The sequence below is a fragment of the Bacillus sp. FSL R5-0603 genome (assembly GCF_038050295.1).
Lineage (GTDB): Bacteria > Bacillota > Bacilli > Bacillales > Bacillaceae > Bacillus > Bacillus subtilis.
In genome coordinates this window covers 3,891,277-3,917,200 of sequence record NZ_JBBOYP010000001.1, presented here as the reverse complement: position 1 = coordinate 3,917,200, position 25,924 = coordinate 3,891,277, and the positions used below count along the sequence as shown (strand labels likewise).

Here is a 25,924-nt window from a genome sequence, read left to right as displayed (position 1 = left end):
CATGGCGAATATGCTTGAAGTCAAACATATAAATAAAACCTATAAAGGACAAGTGTCCTATCAAGCCTTAAAGCAAATTTCATTTTCAATAGAAGAAGGCGAGTTCACGGCGGTGATGGGGCCGTCCGGGTCCGGAAAAACAACGCTTTTGAATATCATTTCAACGATCGACCGTCCGGATTCAGGCGATATCCTGATTCACGGAGAAAACCCGCATCGCCTGAAGCGGACAAAGCTCGCTCATTTCCGCCGCAAGCAGCTCGGATTTGTGTTTCAGGATTTCAACCTTCTGGACACGCTGACAATCGGTGAAAATATCATGCTGCCGTTAACGCTTGAAAAAGAAGCGCCGTCTGTCATGGAAGAAAAACTGCAAGGCATCGCGGCAAAGCTCGGAATCGAAAACCTGCTCAACAAACGGACGTTTGAAGTATCCGGAGGACAGCGCCAGCGTGCCGCCATCGCAAGAGCGGTCATTCATAAGCCGTCACTCATCCTGGCCGATGAACCGACGGGCAACCTTGATTCCAAAGCGTCAAAAGACGTCATGGAAACGATGCAGAGCCTGAATCAGGATGATCATGTCACGGCTTTGATGGTGACCCACGATCCTGTTGCGGCAAGCTACTGCCGCCGCGTCATCTTTATAAAAGACGGCGAACTGTTTAATGAGATTTACCGCGGGGAAAACCGCCAAGTCTTTTATGAACAAATTCTCGATGTGCTGTCTATGCTGGGGGGAAACGCAAATGACCTTTCTTCAGTTCGCTTATAAAAACGTCACGAGAAACAAAAGGGCCTATCTTGCATTCTTTTTAAGCAGCGCCTTTTCCGTTTTGATTTTCTTTACCTTTGCGATGTTCCTGTTTCATCCGGCATTAAAGGAAGGCTACCTGAATAATATCGCCAAAAAAGGCTTAACCGCTGCGGAATGGATGATCTTTGTTTTTTCTTTCTTATTTGTTCTGTATTCGGTTAATGCATTTTTGAAATCGAGAAATAAAGAATTCGGCATCCTGCTCATGCAGGGCATCACGCCGGGGCAGCTGAGAAAGCTCATTACTGCGGAAAATATGATCATCGGCGTCATGTCAATTGCAGCCGGCATTATCGGAGGATTCATTTTTTCAAAGACGTTCTTTACGGTCGGCGCTTATATTTTAGAAATGGACGCGCTGCCTTTGTATATGCCTTGGAAAGCGCTCGGTATTACGGCCAGCGGATTTCTGCTCTTATTTTTCTTTTTATCGCAGTTTACGATCCTTTTTGTCAGATCAAATACGGTTATCAAATTAATAAAGGGCACTGACAAGATTAAGCCGGAGCCTAAGCCGTCCGTGCTTCTGTCCTTATTCGGCATCGCCTGTCTGTGCGGCGGGTACGGCATGGTTCTTAAAGGCAATGTCCACGGGGCCGAACCGTTTATCATTTTACTGCTCACCGTCATCGGAACATATTTCTTTTTCAGCCAAAGCAGCATATGGATTCTGCGCGCGCTGAAGAAGTGGAAAACCTTTTATCTGCGCGGGAAAAACGTCATTTGGGTTTCTGACCTTGTCTATCGTTTAAAAGACAACGCCCGCCTGTTCTTTATTGTCAGCATTATTTCCGCGGTTGCGTTTACTGCGACAGGCGTGCTCGCAATGTACAAATCGACCGTCGGAGCGGAAGAGTCCGCTTATGAAATGGAGTATTTATCTTACAGCAACAATCCAAAAGAACAGACTCATTTGAAAGATATTGACCATGAACTGAAAACACACGGCTTTACGTATAAGAAAGACAAAATAGATGTTTCCTATGTTCGCTATCAGGAAGGAGAAACTGTTCCCCCTGTTTACATGATCAGTGAATCGGATGCGGCAAAATACTTCCATGTCAAAGTGAACGGCCTGAAAGAAGACGAGGCTGTCTATTTCCCAGGAACGTATGACCGCAATTTCAAAAACGAAGCGCCGGATCAGCTGAAGCTGCTGAACCAAAAAGGCAAGCTGTCCGGACAAAAACTGTCGGTAAAAGAAGTTAAAAAACCGCTGATCTCATTGAATGCCATCATCGCGGTGAATGATCAAACCTTTGATCAGCTGAAATCACTCGGTGATAAAGCGTCATTATACGGCTACAGCTATGATCATTGGAAAGACAGTCTTGAGATCAGCCAATCCTTGCAAAATGAGATTTACGGCAATTATATCGATGTGCATTCTGATTTTGCTTCAAAAGCCGGGACTTACTATGATACGGTGCAACTGCCGAGCCTGAGTTTATTTATCGGCCTGTTTATCGCAATTGTATTCTTTGTCGCGGCAGCAAGTTTCTTATATTTCAGGCTGTTCACTGATTTAGATGAAGACCGGGAGCGCTACCGTTCACTGGCCAAAATCGGCCTGAGTGAGCGTGAAATGGCACAAAGCGTGACAATACAATTGGCCATTCTTTTCTTCTTTCCATTTGTCATTGCCGTCATGCATACACTGTTTGCCTTGAGAACATTGGCTGTGGAAGGCTATTCCGATGTCGCGGGGCCGCTCAGTCTCACCATCGGAGGGTTTTTCATTTTTCAGCTTCTATTCTTCCTCGCGGTGCGGTCAAGCTATTTGAAAAAAATGAACAAGTAAGGGGAGTGCAAAGATGAAAAAAGCAATGGCAATCCTGGCCGTCTTGGCGGCTGCTGCCGTAATATGCGGGCTTCTCTTTTTTCATAACGATGTTACAGACAGATTTAATCCGTTTATTCACCAGCAAGATGTCTATGTGCAGATTGACCGAGATGGCAGACATCTTAGCCCGGGCGGTACTGAATATACATTAGACGGATACAATGCATCCGGAAAAAAAGAAGAAGTGACCTTTTTCGCCGGCAAAGAGCTTCGGAAGAACGCGTATTTGAAGGTGAGGGCGAAAGGAAAGTATGTCGAGACTTGGGAAGAAGTCAAGTTTGAAGATATGCCGGACTCCGTACAGTCAAAATTAAAGTGAATCATAAAAAACGGCACAGCGTCATGACTGTGCCGTTTTTTTATTTTTTATTTTCTTCGGCCCGTTTGATCAGCATGTCGGTGATGATATCCACCTGTTTGCTGACAGAAATCGGGTCGTACGGGTAGAACGTGTCAAAGTCATTGATAAACACGCGATTATGTTTAACAGCGTCAAGATTTTTCCAAATAGAGGAATTCTCCAGCTTGTCGAGTGTTTTGCTTTCGCCTTTCGGGTTGTAATCCGTAATGAACATATAATCTGCGGCATACTCAGGAATAACCTCTTGAGAGAGCTGTTTCATCTCTCCTTTTTTGATGACATCTTGCTCAATTTTTTCAGGCGCTTTTAACCCAAGTGCATTGTATACAGCTTGGCCGCCGCGTCCGCCATTGTCATTGAACACCCAGAATTCGCCCTTGTCTGTGTTTTCATAAATGCCGAAGGTCGCATCTTTGTCGATGACGCCGGCAATTTTCTTTTTAGCTGCTTCCGCTTTTTTGTTAAAGTCAGCCATAAAGGATTTTGCTTTGTCTTTCGCTCCGGCGATATCTCCGAACATGCTGACTGTGTCTTCTACGTTTTTCGCTGTGTTATAAGGTATGACAACAGTCGGAGCGATTTTCTTTAATTTATCAACATTCTCTTCATTCATGACAACAATTAAGTCAGGCTGAAGCTCCATCACTTTTTCAACGCTGATTGGATCACCAACATCCTTCACATTTTTCAGCTTTGATTTTAAAAACGGATTATCAAATGACCATGAGCCTGAGCCGACCACATTGGCCCCGACAGACAGCAATTCACCGGCATAAAAATCAGTGACGATGCGTTTCGGATGTGCAGGAATGTTGACGTTCCCTTTTGGTGATTTGTATGTTCTCATTTCTGTTTTTTCGGAAGCAGAATCGCTTGAGCTCCCTTTAGAAGCCGTGCCGCTGCAAGCGCTGACAAACATGAGAAGCAGCACAAGCATGCCCACGAGTAATATGTTCTTTTTCATCAAGAACCCTCCCACTATGTATCTCAATAGATTAGTAATGATTATCATTATCAATTAATAATATAGCAAGAAACCTGTTCTCCGTCTATCACTATTTTTAAGGGAGAAAGTTTTTCCCGTTTATGGGTGACGCGGTATGCCTAATCGATTATTATAGGTAAATAGGAGGAGAAAAATATGGGAATTACAAAAAGAGGTTCCGCTTGGGAATGGCTGCATAGCTGGTGGATGCTGTTTATTTTCATGCCTTTTGCCATTACCAGTTTTTTTGCCTTTTTATTTATTGGCATCAAGGTTAGAAATAGAAAGTGGATCATGTACGGCATCATTTATTTTTTCATTTTTGCGTTTGGTTTTGTTTTGCCCGATCTGCCCGGTGTTTTTATTGTGGTCCCGTTATGGGCGGTGACCATTATTCATGGATTTAAAGTGCGCCCGCTGTATTTGATTCAGCTGGATGTCTACAAAGATCATGTGGAGGCGCGGGCTTTTGCCGAGGCAAGAAGTGAAGCCGAGAGCAGATTTCATGCACCGAAACAGTCTATTCAGGATATACATATTCGCAAAGAACAGTAAGAAAAAAAGCTCAACACTCGCATTGTGTTGAGCTTTTTATATGTTACTGCTGGTAGGATTGCTGCTGAAATGGCGTGTTTTGGCCGAATGGAAGTGTAGACACATTCGTATTCATGACGCTGGATTGTCCAGTAAGTTCCTGTTGCATTTGGTTGCACATGTTGACAACCTGCTGGCACTTTTGAATCGCCATGTCATGCCCGTGCAGTGCTTGCTGAATGGTATGTGCAGCTTGTTGTTCGTGGTTTAGAATCTGCTGCAGCATTTGGATGTTTTGCTGCTCCTGATGAAGCATGTGGCGATATTGCTGGCTGCTTTGCTGTGTTTGCTGAATGAGCTGCTGAGCAGTTTGGCGGCATTGGTTCAGCTGCTGCAAGCCGTGTTGTGTATTATGCATGAATGATCCCTCCATGTATCGATTGACGTGAGTCGGTATTATCATGCAACCTGATTGAAAAGAAATTCTGCAAATGAGGAACTACAATTATTTTCCTCAGCCCCTCTGTCTTTGAATGAAAACGGTAAAGATTGTATACTGGGTACAAACCCTTTTTATGTAAATGTTCCGTTTTAACATATAAGAATGGCGGAAAACGAAACCCTGAAATGGGAGAATCGTATTCCGCTTTTTTTCTTTGTTTGCTCAGAAACCGCCTTCCCCTGCAGTAAATGGGATATTCAGCCTGTTTTCTACTGTACGGAGGCGCTGATTGAGCCGATTTAGGCGGCGTGTATGACGTTCAACAGTCTGGCTTAGCTGATTGACCTGTTCGGCCAGCCGCGCAATTTCGCGGTTTTGACGTCGGTCTTCGTTTGTTAGACGGGTTAATTCTCTCGACTGCTGTTCATTTTGCCGTTCAAGTGCTGCGATTCTTCTTTCTAATGCCGGCTGTCTATCCATTTGGTATGGATCGTATACATCCTGCTGCGGATAAGGATTGTACTCATAGTGGCTATAGTAAGGTTCCTGCTGAGGCAGCTGAGGGCTGTAATATTGATAAGGGTTCATTATGATCAATCTCCTTGTGGGTGAATTCCTTATAACTTATGTAGTCATTGGCACAGCGGCACGGCATTCGCCCAAAAAGAGGAGGAAAGGATGTGATCCCCTTGAGAAACAAATATGGCATTTTGCTTTTAACTGCTGTATGCATTATGGTATCGGGCTGCCAACAGCAAAAAGAAGAGACGCCGTTTTATTACGGAACGTGGGATGAGGGGCTTGCCCCCGGGCCAGCGGATGGCGTGAAATCAGCAACAGTCACATTTACCAAAGATGAGGTAGTGGAGACGGAAGTCATTGAAGGAAGAGGAGAGGTGCAGCTGCCTTTTATGGCATACAAGGTGATTTCCCAAAGCACTGACGGGTCTATCGAGATTCAGTACCTCGGCCCCTATTATCCGCTCAAAAGCACGCTGAAAAGAGGAGAAAACGGGACATTGATATGGGAGCAAAATGGCCAGACAAAAACGATGACAAGAATCGAATCAAAGACCGGCAGGGAGGAGAAAGATGAGAAATCAAAAAGCTGAAAGACTGGTGGCAGCGGGGCTTGTTTTACATATCATTCAATGGATATTTATATTATGGGCTTTTCTCAAAGTCAAACATGTATTTAGTGACTATACGATCTATAACCCTAATGTCATCAGCGGCTCCATGCAGTCCTTATCGTTTATACAAATGATGCGCGCTATGATGTACTCAGGGGCAATCGTGAATTATGTGTTGTTTTTTGCCCTTGTATGGCTGATTTATGGCATAGTGCTTCATGCCATCCTGATCGTTCTGGAAATGGCGGCTTACGTCATGATCAGACGGAATCCATCATCTTCATGGGGGTTCTTTTTCATCGCGGCGGGTGTGAAGCTTGCCATCTTGAATATAACCGGCATTCCTTTTCTAGCTGCCGGCTTTCTGCTGATGAAACAGAAAAAAGCAGAAAACGGCGTCAAGGCAGAAAGAAAGCGGAAACCGCGCTTGCGTATCCGAAGACAAGGGCGGCGTCTAAACAGAATCCGGAGAAAACCATCTCTTCCGGTTGAATATCAAAAAGAAAAAACGATATGATGGGACTATAGCCTGAAAACGACATGAAGGAGATGCAGGATGTACAAACTAATTGCAATTGATATGGATGGAACACTTTTAAATGATCATCATGAAGTAACAGAGGAGGTCCGCGACGCCCTTCACGCGGCAAAAGCGGAAGGTGTCAAAATTGTGCTTTGCACCGGCCGGCCTATCGGGGGTGTGCAGAGATATTTAGATGAACTGAATTTAATTGAAGAAGGCGACTATGTCATTGCGTATAATGGAGCGCTTGTTCAAAATACGCATACAAATGAAGTGGTCTCGGAGCTGTCTCTCGGCTATGATGATTTGACTTCATTATATGACCTGAGCTTAGAGCTGAAGACGCCGATGCATTTCTTTGATTCATCTAATTTGTATACGCCTAACCGGGATATTAGCGAATTTACCGTATACGAATCCTATGTGACACAGGTGCCGCTTCATTTCCGCAAGATTGACGAGGTGCCAAAAGATATCCTCATCCCGAAAGTGATGTTTATTGATAAACCGGAGAACTTAAGCCGCGTCATTACATCGATTCCAAAAGACGTGAGAGAAAAATATACAATGGTGAGAAGCGCGCCTTTCTTTTATGAAATTCTGCACTCGGAAGCCAGCAAAGGAAATGCTGTACGCCAGCTGTCACAGCTGCTTGGAATTGAGCAGGCGGAAGTCATGTGCATAGGCGACAACGGGAACGACCTGACAATGATCGAATGGGCGGGCTGCGGGGTTGCCATGGCAAACGCCATTCCAGAAGTATTGGAAGCCGCAAACTTTCAAACGCGCTCCAATAATGAACATGGTGTTGCGCATGCGATTCACGAGCTTGTTTTGGCTAAATAATAAAAAATCCAGCCTTCTAAAGGCTGGATTTTTTCGTTTTATTGGATGTAATGTCAATTCTTTGACGAATCGATTTGACTTTCGTTATGCTGATAAAACAAGTTGTTCACAAAATGTACGATTTTAGCCTGAATTGAAAGGGGACTGAATCAGATGTGCACAAGTCTTACATTGGAAACTGCTGACCGTAAACATGTATTAGCGAGAACAATGGATTTTGCATTTCAGCTGGGGACGGAGGTCATTCTCTATCCGCGCCGTTACATTTGGAATAGTGAAGCTGACGGAAAGGCCCATCAGACACAGTACGCATTTATCGGTATGGGGAGAAAACTTGGAAATATATTATTTGCAGACGGCGTTAATGAAAGCGGTTTATCGTGTGCTGCACTTTATTTTCCGGGCTATGCGGAGTACGAAAAAACGATACGGGAAGATACCGTTCACGTTGCCCCGCATGAGTTTGTGACATGGGTGCTGTCAGTCTGTAAGTCTTTGGAAGACGTGAAAGAAAAGATTCAATCTTTAACGATTGTAGAGAAAAAATTAGATCTATTGGATACAGTTTTACCGCTTCATTGGATATTGTCTGACCGGACGGGACGAAGCCTGACAATAGAACCGAGAGCAGGCGGCCTCAAAGTCTATGACAATCAACCTGGTGTCATGACGAACAGCCCCGACTTTATATGGCATGTAACCAATCTGCAGCAATATACAGGAATCAGACCGAAGCAATTAGAGAGCAAAGAGATGGGCGGATTAGCCCTTTCCGCTTTTGGCCAAGGCTTAGGAACGGTTGGCCTGCCGGGGGATTATACACCGCCTTCCCGGTTTGTCAGAGCTGTTTATTTGAAAGAACATCTAGAGCCGGCGGCCGATGAAACGAAAGGTGTAACAGCCGCTTTTCACATTTTGGCAAATATGACGATACCAAAGGGCGCAGTGATAACGGAAGAAGACGAGATTCATTATACGCAATATACTTCCGTGATGTGCAACGAAACTGGAAACTACTATTTCCACCACTATGACAATCGGCAAATCCAAAAAGTAAATTTATTTCATGAAGACCTTGACTGTTTGGAGCCTAAAGTGTTTTCCGCTAAAGCAGAAGAGAGTATTCATGAGCTTAATTAATTCACATCAATCAGCTGATTCCGGTTTGAATATCTGGAGTCAGCTGTTTTTTTATACAATCGTTACGGCGTCTGAATGGATAGGCGGTTTGCAAAAGCGAAGAAAAGGCAAAGGAAATGGCGAAATCTTATATAAAATTCTTGGATGAAAACTGAGTCTTTGCTTCATTAGACTCAGTTTTCTTGCCGATATAGAGGTTGCACTAGTTGAATGAATCAATGCCGTTCCACCATCTTGGTCACGCAAGGGTCTCTTCGCTTGAATAGAAAAAATTATCTTAACTCATTGACAAACGTCCAAGACAAAGGTACATTTTGATTTATTCATATTAAACGACTAGGAATATAGGAGTTTATTTTTCGGATTATTCAGCCTAAAAACATGATAAAAGGAGTATCGTCATGACAAGCAAAAAGAAACAAATCAAATTAGGGGTATTTTTAGCAGGTACAGGCCATCATGTTGCGTCTTGGCGGCACCCGGACGCGCCGTCAGATGCGAGCATGAATTTGGATTATTTTAAAGAGCTTGCGAAAACAGCGGAGCGAGGCAAGCTGGATATGCTGTTTTTAGCGGACAGTCTTTCAATTGACAGCAAATCACATCCAAATGTATTAACAAGGTTTGAGCCATTCACCCTGCTCTCTGCTTTGGCGCAGGTCACATCAAAAATTGGACTGACAGCAACAGCCTCCACTACATACAGCGAGCCATTCCATATTGCCAGACAGTTTGCGTCATTGGATCATCTGTCCAATGGCCGTGCCGGATGGAACGTCGTCACTTCATCTATTGAATCAACAGCGCTGAATTTCAGCGGTGAAAAGCACCTTGAACACCATTTGCGCTATCAGCGGGCAGAGGAATTTGTCGAGGTTGTAAAGGGGCTTTGGGATTCATGGGAAGAGGACGCCTTTATCCGTAATAAAGAAACGGGTGAATTCTTTGACAAAGAAAAAATGCACGAGCTGAACCACAAAGGAGACTATTTCTCGGTTCGCGGACCTCTGAACGTTTCAAGAACGCCGCAGGGCCAGCCGGTCATTATCCAGGCAGGATCATCAGGAGACGGAAAAGCGCTGGCTGCCAAAACAGCAGAAGTGATCTTCACAGCACAAAACCACCTGGAATCAGCTCAGGAATTTTATCAATCCATTAAAGAACAGGCTGCGGAATTCGGACGTGATCCAGAAAAAATTGCCATCATGCCGGGTATTTTCCCGATCATTGCTGATACAGAAGAAGCGGCGCAAGCCAAATACAAGGAGCTTCAAGATCTGATTATCCCATCTGTTGGTCTGCAAATTCTCCAAAATTACTTAGGCGGAATTGATTTGTCGGCATATCCGCTTGATGGGCCGCTGCCGAAGCTTGACGCAGAAGCTTCAAATGCGGTGAAGAGCCGCTTCAAGCTTGTTCAGGAGATGGCTGAACGTGACAATATGACGATACGAGAGCTTTACAAATACGTTGCAGGCTCCAGAGGCCACCATATCTTCGTCGGCACGCCGGAGCAGCTCGCCGACAAGATGCAGGAATGGGTGGATAAGAAAGCGTGTGACGGGTTTAACATCATGCCTCCGCTTCTTCCAGAAGGAATTGAAGTGTTTGTTGATCAAGTGGTTCCGATTTTACAGGAGCGCGGCGTGTTCAGAAAAGAATATGAAGGCACAACATTACGAGAGCACTTCGGTTTGGAAAAGCCGGTAAACCGCTATGCAAAGTAAGGAGGAACGCTAGATGAAGCCACAATATCGCCTTGCAGTTGAACGTGATGCCGAACAGCTTCTCGCGCTGACATTGCGGGCTTATGAACCGATTCGAAAGCTCGGCATTCGTTTTGCTGCCGCTCATGCGGATTTAGATTTGGTGCTGCAAAATATTCGAAAAAACGCTTGCTACGTCATGGAAGAAGACGGGCGGATCATCGCGACCATCACCTTGAGAATGCCTTGGGGAAAACAGCCGGGACCGTATGGCGTTCCGCATATCTGGTGGTTTGCTGTGGACCCCGGCACCGGAAAAAAAGGAATCGGAACAAAGCTGCTTCAATGGCTGGAGGAAACAATCCTTCGCGATACGTTAAAGGTTCCGTTTGTCTCACTCGGAACAGCGGATAAGCATCCGTGGCTGATTGAGATGTACGAACGAAAAGGGTATGTCCGCTCAGGGGAGCAAGACCTTGGAAAAGGGCATATCACAGTCTATATGAAAAAACAATTGCGACATGATCTATAAAAAAGAAAAGGCGGGAAAATCAAATGAAAATGAAAAAATGGATTGTGCTGGTCGTTGCTGCATTATTAGCGGTGCTCTCAGCTTGCGGCAATGGAAACAGCAGCAGTAAAGAGGATGACAATGTGCTTCATGTCGGTGCGACAGGACAAAGTTACCCATTTGCTTATAAAGAAAACGGAAAGCTGACAGGTTTTGACGTGGAAGTGATGGAAGCGGTCGCTAAGAAAATTGACATGAAACTGGACTGGAAGCTGCTTGAATTCAGCGGGCTGATGGGAGAGCTTCAAACAGGCAAGCTTGACACCATTTCCAACCAGGTAGCTGTGACAGACGAACGTAAGGAAACGTATAACTTTACGAAACCATACGCTTATGCGGGAACACAGATTGTCGTCAAAAAAGACAATACTGACATCAAATCAGTAGACGATTTAAAAGGCAAGACAGTCGCAGCCGTTCTCGGTTCAAACCACGCGAAAAACCTTGAAAGCAAAGATCCTGATAAAAAAATCAATATCAAAACGTATGAAACACAAGAGGGTACGTTGAAGGATGTTGCGTACGGCCGTGTAGACGCTTATGTCAACAGCCGAACTGTATTGATCGCGCAAATCAAGAAGACCGGTTTGCCATTAAAGCTTGCAGGAGATCCGATTGTTTACGAACAGGTTGCATTCCCATTTGCCAAGGACGATGCGCACGACAAGCTCCGCAAAAAAGTCAATAAGGCGCTAGATGAATTGCGTAAAGACGGAACACTGAAAAAACTCTCTGAAAAATACTTTAATGAAGATATCACAGTAGAACAGAAGCATTAAGAAACGGCGGTGAACCACCAGAATGAACACGATTGATTGGGAATTCATGATATCAGCGTTCCCGACTTTAATTCAGGCCCTTCCGATCACGTTGTTTATGGCCATAGCGGCTATGATTTTTGCCATTATCGGAGGACTTATTCTCGCACTCATTACAAAGAACAAAATTCCAGTGCTTCATCAGCTGTCAAAGCTGTATATATCCTTTTTCCGAGGCGTGCCGACACTGGTGCAGCTGTTCTTAATCTATTACGGGCTGCCGCAGCTATTTCCAGAGATGAGCAAAATGACAGCTCTCACAGCTGCCATCATCGGGTTAAGCTTAAAAAATGCAGCATATTTGGCAGAAATCTTCCGGGCTGCCCTCAATTCTGTTGATGACGGGCAGCTGGAGGCGTGCCTGTCTGTCGGTATGACAAAATTTCAGGCATACAGACGGATTATTTTGCCGCAAGCGATCCGAAATGCGATTCCGGCAACGGGTAATACATTTATCGGGCTCTTGAAAGAAACGTCACTGGCCTTTACATTAGGGGTCATGGAGATGTTCGCCCAAGGGAAGATGTACGCTTCAGGAAACCTCAAATATTTTGAGACGTACTTAGCGGTTGCGATCGTCTATTGGGTTCTTACCATTATCTACAGCATGTTGCAGGACTTGTTTGAACGTGCCATGAGCAAGCCATACCGGACTTAGAGGTGAAATCAGTTGATAACAGTAAAAAATATTCACAAAGCGTTTAAAGATCTCGTCGTGCTCGACGGAATCGATCTAGAAGTGAAACGCGGAGAAGTGGTGGCAATCATCGGTCCGTCCGGTTCCGGAAAGTCAACGCTTCTCCGGTGCTTAAATCTATTAGAGCGTCCGGATCAAGGCCTTATTGAAATCGGAGAAGCCAAACTGAATGCGGAAAAGTTTACACGCAAGGAAGCACATCGGCTTCGCCAGCAAACGGCCATGGTCTTTCAAAACTACAATCTGTTTAAAAATAAAACGGCTCTGCAAAACATTACAGAAGCTTTAATCGTGGCTCAACATAAACCACGCGACGAAGCGAAACGTATTGGAATGGAGATTCTGAAACAAGTCGGTCTGGAGCATAAGGCTGACAGCTATCCGATCACAATGTCCGGCGGCCAGCAGCAGCGAATCGGCATTGCGCGGGCGCTTGCGGTCAATCCGCATGCGATTTTGCTGGATGAACCAACGTCAGCGCTTGACCCTGAGCTCGTCACAGGGGTGCTTCAGGTCATCAAGTCCATTGCGGAAAAACAAACAACGATGATCATTGTTACACACGAAATGGCGTTTGCAAAAGAGGTTGCTGATCAAGTGATTTTTATGGCAGACGGCCATATTATCGAGCAGGGAACGCCAGAGGAATTGTTTGACCATCCGAAAAACGAACGGACGAAACGATTTATCAAGCAGGTGGGAGAGCCTGCAGAGCTTATATAAGAAGGAGAGAAGAACAATGGCCGACAAAGTGTTTCATACCCGTTTAATCAATATGCGGCGTGATCTTCATGAACATCCTGAGCTGTCATTTCAAGAGATTGAAACGACGAAAAAAATCCGCCGCTGGCTTGAGGAGGAGCAAATCGAAATACTTGATGTTCCTCAATTGGAGACTGGTGTGATTGCAGAAATCAAAGGACGGGAAGACGGGCCCATGATAGCAATACGAGCGGACATTGACGCGCTCCCGATCCAAGAACAGACGAATCTCCCATTTGCATCTAAGGTTGATGGCACAATGCATGCATGTGGACACGATTTTCATACTGCTTCTATTATTGGCACAGCGATTTTGCTGAATCAAAGAAGGGCCGAGCTGAAAGGTACAGTCCGCTTTATCTTTCAGCCGGCCGAAGAAATTGCCGCAGGAGCAAGAAAGGTTCTAGAAGCTGGCGTACTTAATGACGTTTCTGCGATTTTCGGCATGCACAATAAGCCGGATCTGCCTGTCGGAACCATTGGTGTAAAGGCAGGTCCGCTTATGGCAAGTGTTGACCGGTTTGAGATCGTCATCAAAGGGAAAGGCGGACACGCCGGCATCCCGAATAACAGTATTGATCCAATCGCTGCAGCCGGACAAATCATCAGCGGGCTGCAATCTGTGGTCAGCCGCAATATCAGCTCACTGCAAAACGCAGTCGTCAGTATCACAAGAGTACAGGCGGGCACGTCGTGGAACGTGATTCCAGACCAAGCTGAAATGGAGGGGACGGTTCGAACCTTTCAAAAAGAAGCGCGGCAGGCTGTTCCGGAGCATATGAGACGAGTGGCTGAAGGAATTGCAGCGGGCTATGGGGCACAAGCAGAATTCAAGTGGTTTCCTTATTTGCCTTCCGTTCAGAATGACGGCACATTTTTGAATGCGGCATCCGAAGCTGCAGCACGGCTTGGCTATCAAACCGTTCACGCTGAGCAGTCTCCGGGCGGAGAAGACTTCGCTCTGTATCAAGAGAAGATTCCGGGATTTTTTGTCTGGATGGGAACGAACGGGACGGAGGAGTGGCATCATCCGGCCTTTACACTGGATGAAGATGCCCTTACGGTTGCCTCTCAATACTTTGCGGAGCTGGCGGTTATTGTATTGGAGACCATCAAATGAGCAAACAAGGGCTGACAGCAGGTCTTGCAGAGGCTGTGAGAACGTCACAACCTGAGCATTCAGTTGACGCGATTCGCGAAGCAAAAAAAGGATTACTTGATTTTACTGCCGCTTCATTCGCAGGAAGAGAAGATAAAGGAATTCAAAAGCTGCTCCGTCTGATAGAGGATGAAGGAGGCCGGCCCCTTGTTCCTATTATCGGACAGGACAAAAAAGCCGCGCCATTACAATCCACGATGCTGAATGGATTTATCGCCCATGCATTGGATTTTGATGATGTCCACTCCGATGTAAGAGGACACCCCAGTGCAGTCATCGTACCGGCCCTTATTGCATCTGCCGCTTGCGGACATGACGAGCGGCTTCTTGGCGCTTATATTGTTGGTGTTGAAGTGATGGCACGGCTGGGAGAATCAATTGGCAGCCGCCACTATGAAAAGGGCTGGCATAATACAGGTACGCTTGGTGCCATCGCTGCTGCCTGCGCCGTAGGTTATGCTGAGGGACTGGCTCAGGAAGAGCTGGAAAAAGCAATTGGTTTTGCGGCTACGCAATCTGCTGGGATGAGGGTGCAATTTGGAACAGAAATGAAACCGCTGCACGCCGGTTTGGCGGCTCAGGCTGGCTTGCTGGCCGTTAAGCTGGCCCAATCAGAATTTGGCGGGTCCCGCACGGCACTTGATGGAGAAACTGGTTTCTTCAGTCTGTACGGTGACGTTGAAAAAGCACAACATACTTTGCTAAACGATTGGGGGGCACCCTGGAGAATCGTGCAGCCGGGTCTATGGTTTAAAATCTATCCATTTTGTTCCGCGGCACACCATGCTGCAGATGCGGTACGACAGCTTATCTCCGAAGAAGCCATTTCTGCTGCCAATACCGAACGTATTGAAGTGGTTTTTCCGCCAGGCGGAGATGCTGCATTGACGGAAAGATCTCCGAAAACTGGAGAGGAAGGCCGTTTCAGCGTTGAATATGTGATTGCTCTTGCTTTGCATGGACACGACCTGACCGTTGAACATTTCAACAGCCAGCCGATCCCAAACGGCATTCAAACGACAATAGGGCATATTCAGCGCGTATATGACAATGCTACTCAGCCGGCTCCCCATGCCGTTCCGAAAGGCCGTTTCACGATTGTCCGGGCCTATTTATCAGACGGCCGGATTTGCGAAGCGCGTGTGGACTGCCCAAAAGGGGCGCCGGGAAATGAGCTGTCTGAAGAAGACATAATAGAAAAATTGACATTAACGGTTCCTCAAGAAAAAGCGCAACGCATCATAACAGCCGTTGAAAAAGCCGATATAAAAGGATTTTTAGCTCATATTGAATAAGATCAACTCTATTCGGTGATTTCAGATGATATGATAAAACCAATCATACGTTTGAAAAAGGAGAAAACCATGACGGTGAATGACGCGGTTGTATTCATTTTGGCTGCCTTTTTACTATGGGGAGCGGCGGATTATTGTTTGGGAAACAGATGGGGGCTAGGCGAGCGGTTTGCGGACGGCTTTAAGGCTATGGGGCCGCTGGCGCTGTCCATGATCGGAATTGTGTCGCTGGCGCCCGTGCTGGCAGCCATCCTGATTCCTATTGTTGCTCCGTTTTACACAGCGATTGGCGCGGACCCTTCTTCCTTTGCGAACACCATTTTGGCGATTGATATGGGAGGATATGCGCTGGCTGGAGAAATGGCGAAAGATCCGCAGGCTGGGCTGTTTTCATGGGTGTTTTTAGGAACAATGATGGGACCGGCAATCGTCTTCACGATTCCCGTCGCTCTTGGCATCATCGAAAAAGAGGATCATCCGTATTTTGCGAAAGGCATATTAATCGGGCTGTGCACAGTGCCGATCGGTTGCTTAATCGGCGGATTATGCGCAGGCTTTGACATCGGCATGATAGGTAAAAATCTTCTGATCCCGAGTCTGTTATCTGCTGTGATCGCTTTTGGGTTATGGCGATACACCGACAGTATGATTCAGTTGTTTCATCTCTTCGGGAAAGCGGTCAGTGTGGTTGCGATTATCGGGCTTGCAGCTGTCTCGGTTGAAACGATGACCGGTATTGTGCTGATTCCGGGAATGGAGAATGTCGAGACAGGGATACAAACGACAGGGACCATCGCCATTGCCTTGGCAGGGGCGTTTCCAATGACGGCTTTTATTACAAAAACCTTTAAAAAACCGCTTCAGGCCCTGGGGAAACACCTTCATTTAGATGAGACAGCAACAGCAGGATTAGTGACCTCTTTGGCGCATCATATCCCAATGTTGGCTTCATTAAAGAATATGACGCCGAGAGGAAAGGTCATCAATGTCGCGTTTGCGGTCAGCGGCGCCTTTGTACTCGGCAGCCATCTTGGTTTTGTGGCTGGAATGAAAAAAGAAATGGCGGCGGCCATGATCATTGGGAAATTAGCAGGCGGAGTCACAGCTGCCGCGGCTGCTGCTTGGATGATGCCTGCACAGTCAGCTGATCAGCAAAAACGCATCTCAGCCGGCCATAGCTGAGGCAGAAGCTGTTTCAACTTTGTCCAATCGGGAATGTTACAGTAAAGATTTCTGTGAAAGAGGGTTGGACACATGGCGGTGAAAGACCAGTACGTGTCAAAAATAAAACAGGAAACCAAGCCTTGGATCAAACGATTCGGGAGGCTTGGTTATTTTGCATTCGGCGGCGTTTTTATTTTGCTTGGGATTTTGGCCTTTATGACGGCTGCCGGGGCAGGCCGCGCGAAAGACTCGAGCGGAGCACTCCAAACGCTATCACACATGCCGTATGGATCGTTACTGCTTTTTTTAATAGGTATCGGCCTTATCGGCTATGTGATCTGGATGGTGTTAAGCGCGATCAAGGACACGGAGGGGCACGGAAACAGCAGGCGCGGCCTGTCACGGAGAATAGGAAACTTTTTCAGTGCCGCCGTTTACGCCTCCATTGCTTGGAATGCCTTGCGATTTGTATGTGGCCAAGGGGACAGCGGCACTTCAGAACAGACGTGGTCCGCTTATGTATTGGCGCAGCCGTTCGGCCAATGGCTCACAGGGCTTACGGGTGCGGGTTTTATCGTATTTGCGATTGTTCAATTTATGAAAGGCGTTCGGGCTGCTTTTATGAAAGAATTCGATACATCAAAAATGAACAAACAGATGATATGCATCACGAAAAACACCGGACGCGCAGGCAATATCGCCCGGGCCATTATTTTCTCGGCTATCGGCTATTTTCTCATTAAGACAGCCATGACCGCTGATCCCGACGACACAAGAGGCTTTGACGGCGCGCTCGCCGAACTCGCGCAGCAGCCGCATGGCAAATTGATTCTGTCTATATTGGCATTAGGCCTGATCCTATATGGAATGTACGCCATTATGAAAGGCATTTATCAGCATATGACCTGGGAGAAGTAAGCTCTGGGCAGGTCCGCGCCCAGAGCGTTTTTCAGTTTCTTAGAAATCAGGTGGATGAAAGCCGGCGCCAGCCTGTATAATAAAAGCAAATCAAAAGCAGTTTTATCAGGACTGATCCACAGGGAGGTGCAGAATGGATCGGGAAAAACAACAATTAAGCATAGAAGCGGCAAGGCTTTACTATCAGTCTGACTACAGTCAGCAGCAAATTGCTGAGCAGCTCAACATTTCAAGGCCAACCGTTTCCCGGCTGCTGCAATATGCAAAGGAAAAAGGGTATGTCCAGATTCGCGTCATGGACCCTTTTGAGGATTTGGATGCGCTCGGTTCCATACTTGAAGAGAAATACGGGCTCCTCGAGGCGCATGTTGTGTTTTCCCCGACACCCGATTATGCAGGAATTACACATGACCTAAGCCGCTATGGTGCAGAATATATGCATGAAACGGTAAAAGACGGCGACATTGTCGGCGTCAGCTGGGGAACCACCATGTATCAAATCGCGCAAAACATGCAGCCGAAGCAGGTAAAAGGCGTCGAGGTCGTCCAGCTGAAAGGCGGCATCAGCCATTCTCGGGTAAACACGTATTCGGCTGAAACGATTCAGCTGTTTGCAGAGGCTTTTCAAACGATGCCGCGCTATCTCCCGCTTCCCGTCGTGTTTGATAATGCGGATGTGAAGCGAATGGTGGAGAAAGACCGTCATATTGAGAGGATCATCGAGATGGGAAAGCAGGCGAATATCGCTCTCTTCACGGTGGGGACTGTCCGTGACGAAGCGCTGTTGTTCCGGCTCGGATATTTTAACGAAGAAGAGAAAGCCCTGCTGAAAAAACAGGCCGTGGGGGATATTTGTTCACGCTTTTTTGATGCGAAAGGGAATATTTGCAGCAGCGCCATCAATGACCGGACCATCGGTGTTGAGCTTGAAGACCTCAGGCTGAAGGAACGCTCCATTTTAGTGGCCGGCGGAAGCAGAAAAGTATCTTCCATTCACGGAGCATTAACCGGAAAATATGCCAACGTTTTAATCATTGACCAGCATACCGCGAGGGCGCTTGTTAATGATTTGTGACACGTTCAAACCTTTCATTGAACAAAATTTCAATTACCAATTTACATATGTTCAAAAGTCGGTTATGCTAAAAAATATCTTAACAAAAAAGGAAGTGTGCGAAGGATGTCATTAGCCAACATAATTGATCATACAGCTTTGAAACCGCATACACAAAAAGCGGACATTCTAAAACTAATTGAAGAAGCGAAAACATACAAATTTGCTTCAGTATGTGTCAATCCGACATGGGTGGAGCTTGCTGCAAAAGAGCTTAAGGGAACTGGAGTCGACGTTTGTACGGTCATCGGCTTCCCGCTCGGTGCCAATACAACTGAAACAAAAGCGTTCGAAACAAAAGACGCCATTTCAAAAGGCGCCACTGAAGTGGATATGGTCATTAATATTGCCGCTTTAAAAGACAAGGAAGACGATGTGGTGGAAGCTGATATCCGCGGTGTAGTGGAAGCTGCAGCCGGAAAAGCGCTTGTCAAAGTCATTATCGAAACGTGCCTTCTGACTGATGAAGAAAAAGAACGTGCATGTCGTTTAGCGGTGTCTGCGGGAGCGGATTTCGTAAAAACATCAACAGGCTTTTCTACAGGCGGCGCAACGAAGGAAGATATCGCCTTAATGCGCAAAACAGTAGGGCCTGATATCGGCGTGAAAGCATCTGGCGGCGTCAGAACGAAAGAAGATGTAGACACAATGGTAGAGGCCGGAGCAAGCCGAATTGGCGCCAGCGCAGGCGTTTCTATCGTAAAAGGAGAAAATGCATCAGGCGGAGACAACTATTAAGAGCTGACGGAAGGCAGACTGCTTTCCGTTTTCTGAGGAAACAGTGATTGTAAGCGAATACAAATAAAGGAGAAACACATATGAAGTATTTGATTGGGATTATCGGTTTAATCGTGTTTTTAGGCCTCGCGTGGATCGCGAGCAGCGGCAAAAAAAGAATTAAGATCCGCCCAATTGTTGTTATGCTCATTTTGCAATTTATTCTTGGCTACATTCTCCTCAATACCGGGATAGGGAATTTCCTCGTAGGAGGATTTGCAAAAGGTTTCGGTTACCTGCTTGAATACGCGGCAGAGGGAATTAACTTTGTGTTTGGCGGCTTGGTGAATGCGGACCAAACGACATTCTTTATGAATGTTCTCTTGCCGATCGTGTTTATTTCCGCTCTGATCGGGATTCTGCAAAAGTGGAAAGTCCTTCCGTTTATTATTAGATATATCGGCCTTGCCCTCAGCAAGGTAAACGGTATGGGAAGATTGGAATCGTATAACGCAGTGGCTTCTGCGATTTTAGGGCAGTCAGAAGTATTTATCTCCTTGAAGAAAGAACTCGGTCTTTTAAATCAGCAGCGCTTGTACACGCTTTGCGCATCTGCGATGTCAACTGTGTCAATGTCGATTGTCGGCGCGTATATGACAATGCTGAAACCGGAATATGTTGTAACAGCACTGGTCTTGAACTTATTTGGCGGTTTCATAATTGCTTCTATTATTAATCCGTACGAGGTTGCAAAAGAAGAGGATATGCTTCGTGTTGAGGAAGAAGAAAAACAATCCTTCTTCGAAGTGCTCGGAGAATACATCCTTGACGGTTTCAAAGTAGCGGTTGTCGTCGCTGCGATGCTGATTGGATTTGTCGCGATTATTGCCTTGATCAATGGCATTTTTAATGCAGTATTCGGTATTTCGTTCCAAGGCATTCTTGGATATGTGTTTGCTCCATTCGCTTTTCTTGTGGGTATCCCATGGAATGAAGCTGTTAATGCGGGAAGCATTATGGCAACAAAAATGGTATCGAATGAATTTGTCGCCATGACGTCGCTTACGCAAAACGGTTTCCATTTCAGCGGCCGTACAACAGCGATCGTATCGGTATTCCTTGTGTCATTTGCGAACTTCTCCTCAATCGGAATCATTGCCGGTGCCGTAAAAGGACTGAATGAAAAGCAAGGAAATGTCGTCGCTCGTTTCGGCTTGAAATTACTATACGGTGCTACGCTTGTCAGCTTTTTATCAGCAGCAATTGTGGGCTTGATTTACTGAACTTAATCGAAAAGGATCGGTGACCAAACATGAGAATGGTAGATATCATCATCAAAAAACAAAACGGAAAAGAACTCACCACTGAAGAAATTCAATTTTTCGTGAACGGCTATACAGACGGAAGCATTCCTGATTATCAGGCAAGCGCGCTTGCTATGGCGATTTTCTTCCAGGATATGAGTGACCGTGAACGCGCGGACTTGACGATGGCTATGGTGAACTCCGGTGAAACGATTGATCTTTCTGCCATTGAAGGAATTAAAGTGGATAAACACTCCACCGGCGGCGTCGGCGACACGACAACACTCGTTCTCGCTCCGCTTGTTGCGGCTCTTGATGTGCCGGTTGCTAAGATGTCCGGCCGCGGCCTCGGCCATACGGGCGGCACGATTGATAAGTTAGAGGCAATCGACGGCTTCCACGTGGAACTGACGAAGGATGAATTTATTAAACTTGTGAACCGCGACAAGGTTGCGGTCATCGGCCAAAGCGGCAATTTAACGCCGGCTGATAAAAAACTGTACGCGCTTCGTGATGTAACGGGAACGGTCAATTCCATTCCGCTCATTGCAAGCTCGATTATGAGCAAAAAAATCGCTGCCGGGGCGGACGCCATCGTGCTTGACGTAAAAACGGGAGCGGGCGCCTTCATGAAAACAGAAGAAGACGCAGCTGAACTTGCCAAAGCGATGGTACGCATCGGAAATAACGTCGGCCGTCAAACAATGGCTGTCATTTCAGACATGTCCCAGCCGCTCGGCTTTGCGATCGGAAATGCGCTTGAAGTCAAAGAAGCGATCGACACACTCAAAGGCGAGGGGCCTGAGGATCTTCATGAGCTTGTCTTAACGCTCGGCAGCCAGATGGTTGTGCTTGCGAAAAAAGCCGCTACATTGGACGAAGCAAGAGCGAAGCTGGAAGAAGTCATGAAAAACGGCAAAGCGCTTGAGAAATTCAAGGATTTCCTGAAAAACCAAGGCGGCGACAGCTCAATTGTTGACGATCCGTCTAAGCTTCCGCAAGCCGCATATCAAATTGATGTGCCTGCCAAAGAAGCGGGTGTCGTCTCTGAAATCGTTGCGGACGAAATCGGCGTCGCGGCGATGCTGTTAGGTGCCGGTCGCGCCACAAAAGAAGATGAGATCGATTTAGCCGTCGGCATCATGCTCCGCAAGAAGGTCGGCGACAAAGTAGAAAAAGGCGAACCGCTCGTGACGCTTTACGCCAACCGCGAAAACGTTGATGAAGTCATCGCAAAAGTCTATGACAACATCCGCATCGCCGCGGAAGCGAAGGCGCCGAAGCTGATTCATACGTTGATTACTGAATAAAAATAAAGCACATCCCATCCTGAGTGGGGTGTGCTTTTTTGATTACAGGATGTGATCAGCCTGATATTCCTCTTGGCTGATTTTTTTCGCTTTTGAAACATTTCTTTTGAAATGGTAGATGAGATAGCAAAGGATGATACAAGGAACTCCGCAGAAAAGTGCGATTCTTTGATTGGGATCAAAAGCAAGACCGATACAAGAAGCAGAACATAATAAGAGAGCGGCTATAGGCATAAGAGGATAAAGCGGCGTGCGAAATGTCAGATCTTTTACATTCCCCCCTTTTTTCAGAAATCTCTTTCGAAACAAGAGCTGGGACAAGGCAATGCTCATCCAGACCACGACTCCTGCAAATCCAGCAATTGCAACCATCACCACATAGACAGTTCCCGGGGCCACGATACTGGAAACGAGAGATAAACAAGATACAGCCATACTGATCATTAAGGCATTTAAAGGAATGCCTTTAGAGGTCACTTTCTTAAAACGGGAGCTGATCATGTTTTCATTTGCTAACGACCACATCATACGGGTCGAAGCATATAAGCCTGAGTTGGCGACGGACAGCAAGGCTGTTAATATCACGAAATTCATAATATCTGCGGCGTAAGGGATTCCGATCTCCGCAAATACGGCGACAAACGGGCTTTCAATCACGCCTGCGTCCTTCCATGAAATCAACCCGGATAATATGAAGACAGCGCCAATGAAAAAAATCACGGTTCTCCATGCAACATTACGGATGGATCGCGGAATATCTTTTTGAGGATTTGCTGATTCTCCTGCTGTAACGCCGATTAACTCTGTACCGGAAAAAGCGAAGCTTACAGAAATCATCGCAATAAAAACGGCGAGAAAACCATTCGGAAACAGCCCGCCATGGTCTGTGAAATTTGACAGCATAGGAGCATCCGCCGTTCCGTTTAAAGAGATCAGGCCAAACATGGCGGCTCCTCCCAAAATGATAAATAAAATAATGGTGACAATCTTTACGCTGGAAAACCAAAATTCAGTTTCCGCAAATAACTTAACTGAAAATGCGTTGCATATAAAAAGAAGGGCTGCAAAAATCGCACTCCACATCCATACACTGCTGTCAGGGAACCAGCGTTGCATGAGAATACCGGATGCGGTAAACTCAGAGCCTACCGTCACCACCCAATTGATCCAGTACATGATGCCGACCATAAAACCGGTAGATGGACCGATAAATGTTGTAGCATATTTTTGAAAAGAGCCGGTCACCGGCATGGCAACCGACAATTCGCCGAGACATTGCATGACGAGGTACATCATCAACCCGCCGATTACATAAGCAAGTATCGTACCGCCGGATCCGGCTTGATGTAGCGTATAGCCCGTACTGAGGAAAAGTCCTGTGCCTATGACGCCTCCCAAAGAAATCATAAATAGGTGCCTGCTTTTCATTGTGCGTTTTAGCTGTTGGCTGCTGTTCTCCTGAAGATTCACCGTCTCGCCCTCCTTTTAGCTGCCATTCATTAGGCAGATGAGTTTCTTATACCCAAAATACAACCTGCCAGAAGATCACTTGAATGGGGAGAGTTTCATTCCTTTCAATGCGTGTAACAGAACATGAGCTGCAGCTCTGCTAGTCATATCTCGAAAATCGAGGGTAGGATCGACTTCAACAATTTCAATCCCGGCAACATTGGGCTGTTGTGCAATGTACTTGACTGCTTCAAGCAATTCGTCTGTATAGAGGCCGCCCGGGCCAATCGCTGGACAGCCGGGTGCATGGGACTGGTCTAAGACATCCATGTCAACAGATATAAAAATGAAATCTGTTCTATTTTGAACGGCTGGCAAAACCTCTTTTATCGTGGAGATGAGTCCTTTTTCCCGGATCATGTCCATCGTGTGAATGTTCACGTTATGTTTTTTTGCATATGCTTCATAGGCCTGGCTGTTGCTGAATTCTCTGATACCCAGCTGGATCAAATGTTGACCTTCAATGATCTCTTCATCCAAAAGGCGGCGGAAGGGGGTGCCGTTTGTCGGCCCCCCGTCCTCCGTATTGCGAACATCGTGATGGGCATCAAATTGAATCACCGCAGTCGTTCCTTTTGTTTGTGCTATCGCTTTTATTGTGGAGTAGCTGATAGAGTTATCTCCCCCAAGTATGAGCGGCACCCAATCCGGATGGTCCGAAAGCAGAGCGTGCATGGTTTGGAAAATGTGATGATGTGACTTTACGATATCAGTGACATGAATATCGATATCCCCCAGATCATATAGAAGCTCTGATACGACATGCTCTCCAAGCTCAGCAGAATAGGCTGATGAATGTTTCAGAGCCTGGCGTATTGTTCCGGGTGCAAAGGAAGCGCCTGAATGACTGATGGATGATTTTGATAGGGGGACACCTATCAACGCCGGTCCCTTAATGTCCTGGCCGTCCCATGTTGCGATCAGGTCGCTCATTTTTGTGACATCCCGGTCTTTAAACGAAGATCCGGCCTCTCTGAGAAAAGGGTACTTATCCAAGAATGGCTCCCTCCCTGTTGACAACAATTGTTCCGTTTTTCATGACTTGATGTACATGATTGACCCCGTAGTGATACGGAATATACATATAGTTCGGGGCTTGCCAAATGACAAGATCAGCTGAGCGGCCAGCTTTGAGCTGACCGGCTTCTTCTCCTTTTCCTATGGCATATGCGGCATTGACTGTGACCGCGTGCCATATTTCTTCTGCAGTCATTTTGAGATGAAGCGCGGCAATGGACATAATCAGCTGGATATTTTCAGTCGGCGAGCTGCCAGGATTAAAATCCGTTGCCAAGCTGATACATACCCCTTCATCAATCATAGCTCTTGCCCTGGCGTATGTGCTTTTGCCAAGATAAAATGTCGTACCCGGCAAGAGGACGGCGATCGTTCCTGCCTCAGCCAATTTCTTTATGCCTTCGTCCGATGCACCTACCAAATGGTCGGCTGAGACGGCCTTTAGTTCACCTGCTAATTCAGCTCCTCCAAGCGGATCGATTTCATCTGCGTGTATTTTTAATCCGAAGCCCGCCTCAGCTGCTTTTTGTAAATAACGGCGGGATTGGCTGACTGTAAAAACGCCTGTTTCTGTAAAAATATCAGCAAAGCTGGCGAGCTCCTGCTCTTTGATTTCCGGCAAAAGGAAAAGCATTTGATCCAGAAATTGATCTGGATCGTTTTGATATTCGGGAGGAATCGCATGGGCTCCCATAAATGTGGAAATAAGGTCAACAGGCTGGCTTTCATGCAGTTTTTTTGCGACACGCAATTGTTTGAGCTCTGTCTCTTTTTCCAAGCCGTAGCCGCTTTTCACTTCTGCTGTGGTTGTGCCGTAGGACAGCATTCTTTGCAGATGAAAATGGGCTTTTTGCAGCAGCTCTTCTTCTGAAGCCGCCCTGGTATCCTTGACTGTAGACAGAATCCCGCCGCCCTGCGCCAGAATATCCAAATATGAAATGCCCTGAAGCTTAAGGTTCATCTCCTTTTCACGAGATCCGCCAAATACAAGATGGGTGTGCGGATCAACGAGGCCAGGCGTTACAAGGCGTCCCGAACAGTCAATGATTTCGTCTGCCTCGTAACCGGCTTCAGCCCCTTTTTGTCCGGCGAACACAATTTTCTGTTCATGGATGCCGACAACAGCGTCTTCGATCACATGAAGATCCTGCATGCTTTTGCCTGCCCGCGGACCGCTGCTTTCCATCGTCAAAAGCTGACCGATGTTGATGAGAATCGTATCAATTTGCTTTGGCATGT

27 protein-coding genes and 1 pseudogene are annotated in these 25,924 nt (G+C 46.4%); 22 read left to right on the top strand and 6 right to left on the bottom strand.

Annotation, left to right across the window (positions count from 1 at the left end; genetic code table 11):
- Position 1 precedes the first annotated feature (1 nt).
- The 3 genes from yxdL to NYE56_RS20125 are packed head-to-tail and all read left to right on the top strand — an operon-like array spanning position 2 to position 2,979.
- Positions 2–775, top strand: coding sequence for an ABC transporter ATP-binding protein YxdL (gene yxdL / locus NYE56_RS20135; protein WP_014115765.1), 774 nt, complete (start codon positions 2–4; stop codon positions 773–775).
- Entirely contained in the window at positions 750–2,618 is a 1,869-nt protein-coding gene (yxdM, locus tag NYE56_RS20130; protein WP_326209058.1) for an ABC transporter permease YxdM, read from the top strand. The genes yxdL and yxdM overlap by 26 nt, the downstream gene beginning before the upstream one ends.
- A 13-nt stretch (positions 2,619–2,631) precedes the next feature.
- On the top strand, positions 2,632–2,979 hold the full coding sequence (locus NYE56_RS20125; RefSeq protein ID WP_123374111.1) for a YxeA family protein: 348 nt from the start codon (positions 2,632–2,634) through the stop codon (positions 2,977–2,979).
- A gap of 40 nt (positions 2,980–3,019) precedes the next feature.
- Here the strand turns inward: NYE56_RS20125 and NYE56_RS20120 are convergent, their stop codons facing one another.
- Entirely contained in the window at positions 3,020–3,985 is a 966-nt protein-coding gene (locus tag NYE56_RS20120; protein ID WP_015715010.1) for an iron-hydroxamate ABC transporter substrate-binding protein, read from the bottom strand.
- Between the two features lie 177 nt (positions 3,986–4,162).
- Between NYE56_RS20120 and NYE56_RS20115 the strand changes: the two genes are divergently transcribed.
- Complete coding sequence (locus NYE56_RS20115) at positions 4,163–4,561, top strand: hypothetical protein (protein ID WP_003227087.1); 399 nt, start codon at positions 4,163–4,165, stop codon at positions 4,559–4,561.
- Between the two features lie 43 nt (positions 4,562–4,604).
- Here NYE56_RS20115 and NYE56_RS20110 read toward each other — a convergent pair whose 3' ends face one another.
- Entirely contained in the window at positions 4,605–4,958 is a 354-nt protein-coding gene (locus NYE56_RS20110) for a hypothetical protein (protein WP_043858345.1), read from the bottom strand.
- Between the two features lie 246 nt (positions 4,959–5,204).
- Positions 5,205–5,570, bottom strand: coding sequence for an inner spore coat protein CotNE (gene cotNE, locus NYE56_RS20105; protein WP_341284324.1), 366 nt, complete (start codon positions 5,568–5,570; stop codon positions 5,205–5,207).
- 146 nt (positions 5,571–5,716) lie between these two features.
- Here cotNE and NYE56_RS20100 point away from each other — a divergent pair, with 146 nt between their 5' ends.
- The 18 genes and pseudogenes from NYE56_RS20100 to NYE56_RS20015 all read left to right on the top strand — a co-directional run bounded on the left by NYE56_RS20100 (position 5,717) and on the right by NYE56_RS20015 (position 22,159).
- Positions 5,717–6,094 carry a DUF3255 family protein gene (locus tag NYE56_RS20100; RefSeq protein WP_341284408.1) on the top strand — a complete coding sequence of 126 codons (378 nt, stop codon included), beginning with the start codon at positions 5,717–5,719 and terminating at the stop codon, positions 6,092–6,094.
- Positions 6,075–6,632 carry a hypothetical protein gene (locus tag NYE56_RS20095; protein WP_341284323.1) on the top strand — a complete coding sequence of 186 codons (558 nt, stop codon included), beginning with the start codon at positions 6,075–6,077 and terminating at the stop codon, positions 6,630–6,632. Before NYE56_RS20100 ends, NYE56_RS20095 begins: the two co-directional genes overlap by 20 nt.
- Positions 6,633–6,671: 39 nt before the next feature.
- Entirely contained in the window at positions 6,672–7,484 is an 813-nt protein-coding gene (yidA, locus tag NYE56_RS20090) for a sugar-phosphatase (RefSeq protein WP_341284322.1), read from the top strand.
- Between the two features lie 153 nt (positions 7,485–7,637).
- Entirely contained in the window at positions 7,638–8,624 is a 987-nt protein-coding gene (gene yxeI, locus NYE56_RS20085) for a penicillin V amidase (protein ID WP_341284321.1), read from the top strand.
- Positions 8,611–8,838: pseudogene (locus tag NYE56_RS20080) on the top strand (hypothetical protein). The gene yxeI and the pseudogene NYE56_RS20080 overlap by 14 nt, the downstream one beginning before the upstream one ends.
- Positions 8,839–9,025: 187 nt before the next feature.
- Positions 9,026–10,351: an LLM class flavin-dependent oxidoreductase gene (locus NYE56_RS20075; RefSeq protein WP_341284320.1), complete on the top strand. Its 1,326-nt coding sequence runs from the start codon at positions 9,026–9,028 to the stop codon at positions 10,349–10,351.
- Positions 10,352–10,364: 13 nt separating this feature from the next.
- Positions 10,365–10,862, top strand: coding sequence for a sulfur-containing aminoacid acetyltransferase SnaB (gene snaB, locus NYE56_RS20070; RefSeq protein WP_046381456.1), 498 nt, complete (start codon positions 10,365–10,367; stop codon positions 10,860–10,862).
- Positions 10,863–10,885: 23 nt separating this feature from the next.
- Positions 10,886–11,680 carry an amino acid ABC transporter substrate-binding protein gene (locus NYE56_RS20065; RefSeq protein WP_101169692.1) on the top strand — a complete coding sequence of 265 codons (795 nt, stop codon included), beginning with the start codon at positions 10,886–10,888 and terminating at the stop codon, positions 11,678–11,680.
- 22 nt (positions 11,681–11,702) lie between these two features.
- Positions 11,703–12,377, top strand: a complete 675-nt coding sequence (locus NYE56_RS20060; protein ID WP_015715006.1) for an amino acid ABC transporter permease — start codon at positions 11,703–11,705, stop codon at positions 12,375–12,377.
- A gap of 12 nt (positions 12,378–12,389) precedes the next feature.
- Positions 12,390–13,139 (top strand): amino acid ABC transporter ATP-binding protein, encoded by a 750-nt coding sequence (locus NYE56_RS20055; protein ID WP_341284319.1) that lies wholly within the window; start codon positions 12,390–12,392, stop codon positions 13,137–13,139.
- 16 nt (positions 13,140–13,155) lie between these two features.
- Positions 13,156–14,298 carry an N-acetyl-sulfur-metabolite deacetylase SndB gene (gene sndB, locus NYE56_RS20050; protein ID WP_341284318.1) on the top strand — a complete coding sequence of 381 codons (1,143 nt, stop codon included), beginning with the start codon at positions 13,156–13,158 and terminating at the stop codon, positions 14,296–14,298.
- Positions 14,295–15,632 (top strand): MmgE/PrpD family protein, encoded by a 1,338-nt coding sequence (locus tag NYE56_RS20045; protein ID WP_341284317.1) that lies wholly within the window; start codon positions 14,295–14,297, stop codon positions 15,630–15,632. The genes sndB and NYE56_RS20045 overlap by 4 nt, the downstream gene beginning before the upstream one ends.
- A gap of 69 nt (positions 15,633–15,701) precedes the next feature.
- Positions 15,702–16,814: an ethanolamine utilization protein EutH gene (gene eutH, locus NYE56_RS20040; protein ID WP_341284316.1), complete on the top strand. Its 1,113-nt coding sequence runs from the start codon at positions 15,702–15,704 to the stop codon at positions 16,812–16,814.
- Positions 16,815–16,886: 72 nt separating this feature from the next.
- Entirely contained in the window at positions 16,887–17,714 is an 828-nt protein-coding gene (locus NYE56_RS20035) for a DUF1206 domain-containing protein (protein WP_187956334.1), read from the top strand.
- A gap of 133 nt (positions 17,715–17,847) precedes the next feature.
- Positions 17,848–18,789 (top strand): DNA-binding transcriptional repressor DeoR, encoded by a 942-nt coding sequence (gene deoR / locus NYE56_RS20030; protein WP_014478458.1) that lies wholly within the window; start codon positions 17,848–17,850, stop codon positions 18,787–18,789.
- Between the two features lie 105 nt (positions 18,790–18,894).
- The gene (deoC, locus tag NYE56_RS20025) at positions 18,895–19,566 is read left to right on the top strand and encodes a deoxyribose-phosphate aldolase (RefSeq protein ID WP_003227127.1); all 672 of its coding nucleotides are present in this window, start codon (positions 18,895–18,897) and stop codon (positions 19,564–19,566) included.
- 80 nt (positions 19,567–19,646) lie between these two features.
- A complete protein-coding gene (nupC, locus tag NYE56_RS20020; protein WP_003244143.1) occupies positions 19,647–20,828 on the top strand; it encodes a nucleoside permease NupC in 1,182 nt (393 codons plus the stop codon).
- 29 nt (positions 20,829–20,857) lie between these two features.
- Entirely contained in the window at positions 20,858–22,159 is a 1,302-nt protein-coding gene (locus NYE56_RS20015) for a pyrimidine-nucleoside phosphorylase (RefSeq protein WP_217019951.1), read from the top strand.
- A gap of 42 nt (positions 22,160–22,201) precedes the next feature.
- On the opposite strand, the gene NYE56_RS20010 is transcribed toward NYE56_RS20015, so the two are convergent.
- The 3 genes from NYE56_RS20010 to hutI all read right to left on the bottom strand — a co-directional run bounded on the left by NYE56_RS20010 (position 22,202) and on the right by hutI (position 25,922).
- Positions 22,202–23,629: an amino acid permease gene (locus NYE56_RS20010; protein WP_341284315.1), complete on the bottom strand. Its 1,428-nt coding sequence runs from the start codon at positions 23,627–23,629 to the stop codon at positions 22,202–22,204.
- Between the two features lie 75 nt (positions 23,630–23,704).
- Entirely contained in the window at positions 23,705–24,664 is a 960-nt protein-coding gene (gene hutG, locus NYE56_RS20005; RefSeq protein WP_015483920.1) for a formimidoylglutamase, read from the bottom strand.
- Positions 24,657–25,922: an imidazolonepropionase gene (gene hutI / locus NYE56_RS20000; RefSeq protein ID WP_341284314.1), complete on the bottom strand. Its 1,266-nt coding sequence runs from the start codon at positions 25,920–25,922 to the stop codon at positions 24,657–24,659. The genes hutG and hutI overlap by 8 nt, the downstream gene beginning before the upstream one ends.
- Positions 25,923–25,924: the final 2 nt, after the last annotated feature.